The sequence below is a fragment of the Streptomyces sp. NPDC057654 genome (genome assembly GCF_042800135.1).
Taxonomy (GTDB): Bacteria; Actinomycetota; Actinomycetes; order Streptomycetales; family Streptomycetaceae; genus Streptomyces.
In genome coordinates this window covers 1-7680 of record NZ_JBHVHQ010000164.1, presented here as the reverse complement: position 1 = coordinate 7680, position 7680 = coordinate 1, and the positions used below count along the sequence as shown (strand labels likewise).

The window sequence follows — 7680 nt, the reverse complement described above, 5'->3', positions numbered from 1 at the left end:
GGGGGTTCGCCCGCGGGGCCCCACCTTTGTTGGGGGGGGGGGGGGGGGGGGGCAGGCCGACGGGGTGCGAAAAGTCTGGTTGGGCGTCAGCGTCGGTATCGGGATGTCCCTTTGCTTCATCGGCCTGCTGGTCGTGGGGGTCTATTCGGCCGCCTCAAGCCTGACGGGCGGCGGCACGGCCGGCGCCGTCGGGCTGGCGAAGGGCGCGGTGCCCGCGCAGTATCAGGCGCTGGTGCAGAAGTGGGGCAATCTCTGCCCGGCGCTGAGCCCGCCGCTACTGGCGGCGCAGCTGTACTCGGAGAGCGGCTGGAACCCGAAGGCCGTGAGTCCGGCCAACGCGCTGGGGATAGCGCAGTTCATCCCCAGCACGTGGGAGGCCCACGCCATCGACGGCAACGGGGACGGCAAGAAGGACATCTGGGATCCGGAGGACGCGATTCCGTCCGCGGCGACGTATGACTGCGATCTGGCCAAGTACGTGAAGAACGTGCCGGGCGACGTCTCGGACAACATGCTGGCCTCGTACAACGCGGGCGCGTACGCGGTGATCAAGAACGCCGGGGTGCCGCCGTACCAGGAGACCCAGGGCTATGTGAAGACGATCCGCACGCTGGCGAAGAGTTTCTCGAAACCGGTCGGCCGGGTCGCGCCCTCGCAACAGGCGGCCGGGGCGATCTACTTCGCGCAGAAGGTGCTCGGCACGCCGTATCTGTGGGGCGGCAACGGCACGGCGGACCAGGGCGGGCGGTTCGACTGCTCGGGGCTGACGAAGGCCGCGTACCACTCGGTGGGCATCGAACTGCCGCGTGTCGCGAACGACCAGTGGAATGCGGGTGAACATCCCAAGCGGGACGAATTGATGCCGGGCGATCTCGTTTTCTTCGCCAATGACCTGAATGACCCGCGCAGCATTCACCACGTGGGGATGTATGTCGGGGATGGTTACATGATCAACGCGCCGTACACCGGTGCGGTGATCCGGTACGACAAGATTGATAAACCCGATTACATCGGTGCGACGCGTGTGACCGAGGATGGCGCGAAAGCGCTGCCCGAACCCAACGCAGCGTAGAAGCCCTGCCCTGAGCTGCGACGATGGGTCACCCTTCGGTAACGTCCTGGTGATCATTGAGTGGAGAACGGAACGTCGGCCAGGGCATTGACGTTCCATTGGGGTGGGCACGCGGCGCGCTGTTACCGGCGTTATCGACCACGGGGGTTGGCAGCTGCACGTAGTGACAGGCGAAAGATAAGGGGCCGCGACAGATGGCTGGACTCGCGATGGACGGCTCGAACCCCGACGTCAGCGTTCTCTACGACATCAACGGCTTCGCCAAGGGTGCCCCGCACTGGTTCGACCGCGTGGTGGAGTTCACCGGCGAGTACGGCATCGTCATCGGACTCGCCGTGCTGATGGTCTTCGCCTGGTGGAGCGCGCGCAAGCGCGCCGACGCGCCGGTGGCCGTGGCCGGCCTGGTCTGGGCCCCGGTCGCCGCCGGGCTGGCGCTGCTGGTCAACATCCCCATCCGGGACCTGGTCCAGCGGCAGCGGCCCTTCATGGAGCACCAGGGCCTGGACGTCCTGGTCAAGGGCAAGACCGACTTCTCCTTCGTCAGCGACCACGCCACGCTGACGATGGCCGTCGGGGTCGGCCTGTTCTGCGCCAACCGCAAGTACGGCCTGGCCGGCATTGCCCTGGGCCTGCTGGAAGGCTTCTGCCGCGTCTATATGGGCGTCCACTACCCGACCGACGTCATCGGCGGCTTCGCCCTCGGCACCGCCGTGGCCCTCCTCTTCGCCCCGCTCGCGATGATGCTCCTCACGCCCCTGATGACCAGGCTCGCGGAGTCCCGCGCCGGCCGGCTCGTACGCCCGCGCCCCCGCCCGACGGCCGTGGACCCCGCGGACGAGGCGGAACTCCCGGAGCCACGCCACCGCCACAACGACCTCGCCGCGTAGAGCGGACCGAGGGCCGCCTCAGAGCGCCTGCGGGAAGTCCAGTACGCGGTTCGGGTCGTACCGGCCCTTGAGTTTGGTGAGGCGGTCGGCGGCGTCGCCGTAGTAGGCCTTGCGCCAGTCCTTGAGGCCGGGGTCGGCGTAGTTCTGGTAGGCGGCGCCGGAGGCGAAGCGGCGCATGGCGGAGTGGATGCCGTCGAGCCACGGCGTCTGGGCGGAGCCGGAGCCGCCCGACTGCCACGACGTCAGATACTGGGCCAGGAACAGCTGGCGGCGGTGGACGAACGCGGTGGCCAGCGGCTTCACGCGGTTGATCGCCCCGCCCATCGCCGTCAGCTGGACCGAGCCCTTCCCGCTGCCCGCCGTCTGGCTGAACCGCTCGAACTGGCCCACCAGCGTCTGGAGGCCCAGCGCCGTCAACTCCCGGTCGAAGAAGTCCGAGCGCGCCGCGTACGTCTCGCGCCCCAGCGTCCCGCTCGCCCGGCGGCCCGGCGTGCCGCCGGGCAGATGGCACTCCTCGGCCGACTTCGTGCCGCACCCCGCGTAGCGGCGCATCGTGTCGAGATAGGTGTGCTGATACACCGTCACGGAACCGGCGGAGCCGCCCGCCGACTCCACCAGCCGGTCCATGGCGTTGCGCAGGTCGCCCGCCGTGCCGATGGTGAACGCGGAGACGGCGATGGTCGGGTCCTGCCCGGCCGTCACGGACAGATCGCACGCCGTCCATATCTCGTCCGGCTGCTGGGGCCCCCACTTCTGCCAGGCGCGGAGCACCGCCGCCGCCCGTGACCAGGGGAAGGAGACATAGCCGGTCGCCCCGCTCGCCGCCCGCCGGGTACGGAACCGCAGCTCGGTGACGACCCCGAAGTTGCCGTTGCCCGCGCCGCGCAGCGCCCAGAACAGGTCCGCGTTGTGGGTGTCGTCGCACTCCAGCGTCTTGCCGTCGGGCGTCACGATGGTCGCGCCCGTCATGCTGTCGCAGGTCAGGCCGTACGCGCGGGAGACGACGCCATGGCCGCCGCCGAGGGTGAGGCCCGAGATGCCGACCGTGGGGCAGGAGCCGCCGGGGATGGTGACGCCCTGTCCGGCGAGGCCCGTGTAGACGTCGATGAGCTTGGCGCCCGCGCCGATCGCGGCGGTGGTCGAGGAGGTCGTACGGACCGATTTCAGCCGGGAGACGTCGATGACCAGGCGGCCGTTGCCGCTGGACCAGCCGGCGTAGCTGTGGCCGCCGTTGCGGATGGAGACGGGGGTGCCGTGGCGGCGGGCGAAGGCGAGGCACTCGGCGATGTCGGAGGCGCCGGCGGCATAGGCGACGGCGGCCGGGCGCTGGTTGTCGAACCGGGTGTTGTAGAGCTGACGGGCCGTCGGATAGTCGGCGTCGTCCGGGCGTATGAGGCCGCCGTCCAGGCTCTTGCCGAGCGCGGTCCAGTCGGGGTCGTGCGCCTTGCGGCTCGGCGGTACGGACGGCTTGCGGCCGGGGGCCGAGGAGCCGTTGCCGTCGGGGACGGCGTGGCTCGCCTCACCGCTGCACGCCGCGAGCCAGCTGCCGCCCGCCGCCAGCCCGACGCCCGTCGCCAGCAGTCTGCGCCTGTCCATCGTGGTACCTGCCCCCTATGCCGTGCTCATGCCATGACCCAGGCGCGCGGTGGCCGCGCCGCCGCTCGGTCACGTCCGTTCAGACAGATGGCCTACCCGCGTACGGGGTTCCGTCACCTGTTCCGCCCAGGTGGGCATCGGCGTCCTCGCGGGCACGCGCACGGGCCCGGCGCGCCGGACCGTACCAGCCGCACGCACATCGGGCGATGCAGAAGGAGCCGTTCTCCGTGGTGGTCGTGTGGTGGGCGCGGGGGATCGGTTCGGACACGTGACCACGCTACCGGCCGTGACGGGGCCCCGGAACCGTCGTTGAACGGGGCGGGTGTCCAGGCGCAGCGGGACCAGTGGGACCAGGGGGTCGGTCGGCGATGGCGGTGCAGGAGCGAGGACGCGGGGGCGCGGCCGTCGCCACCGCCGTGGCAGTGGGGATCGCGCTGCTGACGTCGGCCGGCTGCTCCACGGGCGCCGCCACCGGCGACAGGGCCGCGGCCGTACGCGCGGTGGGCGCGCTCACTCCGGGCGAGGCCCTCGACGCCGTGCGGCACGCCGCCGATGTGCTCGCCGGGGCGGGCGGGGCCCGCGTCCGTACGTACCTGGAGACCGTCAGCGGCGGCACCCGGCTGACCATCGCGGGCTCGGGCGGCTACGGCTTCGGGGACTCGCTGGGCCGGCTGCGGGTGCGCGTGCCGGATCCGGGGGCCGGGGCGGCGGGGGCTGCCGGGGCGGCCGGGTCGGAGGGGAGCGCGTCGATCACCGAGCTTTTCGCCCCCGGCGCGCTCTATATGAGGAACCGCGGCGCGGGCGTGCCCGAGGACAAGTGGGTGCGGCTGGCCACGGGCTCGCTCGGTGACGGGAATCTCGTCGCGAACGGGGCGACCGATCCGCTGGCCGCCGCGGAACTGCTGCGCGGGGCGCGGCGGGTGGAGTACGCCGGGAGCGAGCGGTCCGGCGGGGCCACCGTCCGGCACTTCAAGGGCAGCTGCGACCTGGGGCGGGCCGCCGAGGCCGCCTCGGCGGGGCAGCAGGAGGCGCTGGCCGCGGCGGCGAAAGGGTTCTTCGGTCGTACGGTCGCCTGCGACGCCTACCTGGACGAACAGGGGCGGCTGCGCAAGGTCCGGCACCGCTTCAGGGTCTCGGACGCCGAGCACGGCGCGATGGATGTGGCGTCCACGGTGGAGCTGTATGCCTTTGGGACGAAAGTCACCGTGCGGCTGCCCGCGGCGGGGGATATCTATACGGGGAAGGTTGTTTCTCCGGGGAATTAGCCGAAGACCGTCGGAGCGGACCGTCGGGGCGGGCCATCGAAATGGTCCGTCTGTGCCATGCACGGGGTGTGCGGCGATCCGTACGCTGGTAAGTCGCCGATCGGAGAAGGAGGTGGAACCCGTGGTTTCGCGTCGACCTTCGTCCGGTGCGTCGGACCCCGTGGCTGCCCTCGTCGAGATCGATCTCTACGGCGAGTTGATGATCGCGGCGTCCAGCGCGGACGAGGAACGGCTCAGTCCGGACCGTATCGACGAAGTGCTGAGGGTGGTCCCGCAGCGGCGGCCGGAGTCCGCGCAGGGACCGGAATCCAGGCGGCGGCCGGACTCCCGGCGCTGACGGGTTCCGGTGCGGCGGCCGGGACGAGAGGGGCCCGGTCAGGTGCGCAGCAGGCGTGCGATGGCGGCGGTGGCCTCGGCCACCTTGGCGTCGATCTCCTCGCCGCCGCGCGTGGCCGCGTCCGCCACGCAGTGCCGCAGGTGCTCCTCCAGCAGCTGGAGGGCGAAGGACTGGAGCCCCTTGGTGCTGGCGGAGACCTGCGTGAGTATGTCGATGCAGTAGACATCCTCGTCGATCATGCGCTGGAGGCCGCGGATCTGGCCCTCGATCCGGCGCAGCCGCTTGCGGTGCTGGTCCTTCTGGTGGCTGTAGCCGTGCGGCCCGCGGTCGTGGTCGGCGGTGGCGAGCGCCTCGGCGGTCGCGTCGGTCGGGGCGGGCCCGTCGGGGGCGCCCGGGGCGCCGTTCACTGCGGCTTCCGTGGTCGTCATGGCGTCCTCCGTCGTCCTGAATGGGCCTTATACCCCCACCGGGTATATGGTACCGATCTTTTGCTTGATTCGCCGTGCCGAGCACGTCGAGGCAGGTACCCCTTGCTGAGCACTCTGCCCGATGGGCGACACTGATGGAATGCCAGTTAGCCGTGGCTTGATGATGCGCCTAGCATCAAGTCGACCGAATCCGCTGCACCCCGAGGACCCCCAGTGCGCTTTCGTCTGACCCCCAGGGAGACGAGCTTCTACGACATGTTCTCCGCCTCCGCGGACAACATCGTCACGGGCTCGAAGCTCCTGATGGAACTGCTCGGGGCGGATTCCTCCGCCCGGGTCGAGATCGCCGAACGGATGAGGGCAGCGGAGCACGCCGGGGACGACGCGACACACGCGATCTTCCACCAGCTGAACTCCTCTTTCATCACGCCATTCGACCGTGAGGACATCTACACCCTCGCGTCGAGCCTCGACGACATCATGGATTTCATGGAAGAGGCCGTCGACCTGGTCGTTCTCTATCAGGTCGACAAGTTGCCGAAGGGCGTCGAGCAGCAGATCGAGGTGCTCGCGCGGGCGGCGGAACTGACCGCCGAGGCCATGCCGAATCTGCGCACGATGAGCAATCTCACCGAGTACTGGATCGAGGTCAACCGGCTGGAGAACCAGGCGGACCAGATCCACCGGAAGCTCCTGGCGCACTTGTTCAACGGCAAGTACGACGCCATGGACGTGCTCAAGCTCAAGCAGATCGTGGACGTGCTGGAGGAGGCGGCGGACGCTTTCGAGCACGTCGCCAATACCGTCGAGACCATCGCGGTCAAGGAGTCCTGACCTCCGGTGGACACCTTCGCGCTTGTCGTGACCATCGGGGTCGCGCTCTTCTTCACGTATACGAACGGCTTTCACGACTCCGCGAACGCCATCGCGACCTCGGTCTCCACGCGGGCGCTGACCCCGCGCGCGGCCCTCGCGATGGCCGCGGTGATGAACCTCGCCGGCGCCTTTCTGGGCAGCGGGGTCGCCAAGACCGTCAGCGAGGGACTGATCGACACGCCGACCGGCGGGCAGGGGATGATGATCCTCTTCGCCGCGCTGGTGGGGGCGATCGTCTGGAATCTGACCACTTGGTACTTCGGCCTGCCGTCGTCTTCCAGCCACGCGCTCTTCGGCGGAATGGTCGGCGCCGCGCTGGCCGGTTCCTCGACCGTCTACTGGTGGGGGGTCTGGGAGAAGATCGTTCTCCCGATGTTCCTGTCGCCGGTCGTGGGTCTGGTGCTCGGCTACTTCGTGATGGTCATCATTCTGTGGCTGTTCAAGGGGTCCAATCCGCACAAGGCCAAGCGGGGATTCCGGATCGCGCAGACCGTTTCGGCGGCCGGTATGGCGCTCGGGCACGGCCTTCAGGACGCCCAGAAGACGATGGGCATTGTGGTGATGGCCCTGGTCATCGGCGGTGTCGAGGACGTGGGCGACCCCATTCCGATCTGGGTCAAGATCGTCTGTGCGCTGATGCTCTCGCTGGGTACGTACGCGGGCGGCTGGCGCATCATGCGGACGCTCGGGCGCCGGATCATCGAGCTGGATCCGCCGCAGGGGTTTGCGGCGGAGACGACGGCGGCTTCGGTGATGTACACGGCGTCGTTCATGTTCCACGCGCCGATTTCCACTACGCATGTGATCACTTCGGCGATTATGGGTGTGGGGGCCACGAAGCGGGTTAAGGCCGTTCGGTGGGGCGTGGCGAAGAACATCATTATGGGGTGGTTCATCACGATGCCGGCCGCTGCCCTTGTCGCTGCGCTCAGCTATTGGGTTGTGAACCTGTTCTTCGGTTAGCGGGGCTCCGCCCCGGACCCCGGTCCTCAACCGCCCCCAGCTACCGCTGGGAGGTGCCCCCTGACGGGCTGGATTGGGCTTGCCTTCGGGTGTCCTCAATCGCCCCCAGCTACCGCTGGGAGGTGCCCCCTGACGGGCTGAGTTGGTGCGGCCGGTGGGTTGGCGGGGCGCTGCCCCGGGCCCCGGTCCTCAAACGCCGGACGGGCTGGAATGGCTCGCGTTCGGGTGTCCTCTCAAGCGCGGGCGGGCTGATTGC

Annotated in this window: 8 protein-coding genes; 6 read left to right on the top strand and 2 right to left on the bottom strand. The window is 69.6% G+C overall.

The window, feature by feature from the left end; all coding sequences use genetic code 11:
- Window positions 1-103 precede the first annotated feature (103 nt).
- Window positions 104-1072: an NlpC/P60 family protein gene (locus ACFU99_RS15385; protein ID WP_384391325.1), complete on the top strand. Its 969-nt coding sequence runs from the start codon at window positions 104-106 to the stop codon at window positions 1070-1072.
- Between the two features lie 194 nt (window positions 1073-1266).
- Window positions 1267-1959, top strand: a complete 693-nt coding sequence (locus ACFU99_RS15380) for a phosphatase PAP2 family protein (protein ID WP_384391312.1) — start codon at window positions 1267-1269, stop codon at window positions 1957-1959.
- 18 nt (window positions 1960-1977) lie between these two features.
- On the opposite strand, the gene ACFU99_RS15375 is transcribed toward ACFU99_RS15380, so the two are convergent.
- Window positions 1978-3555, bottom strand: a complete 1578-nt coding sequence (locus ACFU99_RS15375) for an FAD-binding oxidoreductase (protein ID WP_384391309.1) — start codon at window positions 3553-3555, stop codon at window positions 1978-1980.
- A gap of 368 nt (window positions 3556-3923) precedes the next feature.
- Between ACFU99_RS15375 and ACFU99_RS15370 the strand changes: the two genes are divergently transcribed.
- Together ACFU99_RS15370 and ACFU99_RS15365 are read left to right on the top strand one after the other, a co-directional pair.
- A complete protein-coding gene (locus tag ACFU99_RS15370) occupies window positions 3924-4820 on the top strand; it encodes a hypothetical protein (protein WP_384391306.1) in 897 nt (298 codons plus the stop codon).
- Window positions 4821-4941: 121 nt separating this feature from the next.
- Entirely contained in the window at window positions 4942-5157 is a 216-nt protein-coding gene (locus ACFU99_RS15365) for a hypothetical protein (RefSeq protein WP_384391303.1), read from the top strand.
- Between the two features lie 38 nt (window positions 5158-5195).
- Here the strand turns inward: ACFU99_RS15365 and ACFU99_RS15360 are convergent, their stop codons facing one another.
- Window positions 5196-5585: a metal-sensitive transcriptional regulator gene (locus ACFU99_RS15360; RefSeq protein ID WP_384391300.1), complete on the bottom strand. Its 390-nt coding sequence runs from the start codon at window positions 5583-5585 to the stop codon at window positions 5196-5198.
- A 213-nt stretch (window positions 5586-5798) separates the two neighbouring features.
- Here ACFU99_RS15360 and ACFU99_RS15355 point away from each other — a divergent pair, with 213 nt between their 5' ends.
- Together ACFU99_RS15355 and ACFU99_RS15350 are read left to right on the top strand one after the other, a co-directional pair.
- Window positions 5799-6419 (top strand): DUF47 domain-containing protein, encoded by a 621-nt coding sequence (locus ACFU99_RS15355; protein WP_030892276.1) that lies wholly within the window; start codon window positions 5799-5801, stop codon window positions 6417-6419.
- A 6-nt stretch (window positions 6420-6425) separates the two neighbouring features.
- The gene (locus tag ACFU99_RS15350) at window positions 6426-7424 is read left to right on the top strand and encodes an anion permease (RefSeq protein ID WP_384391296.1); all 999 of its coding nucleotides are present in this window, start codon (window positions 6426-6428) and stop codon (window positions 7422-7424) included.
- Window positions 7425-7680: the final 256 nt, after the last annotated feature.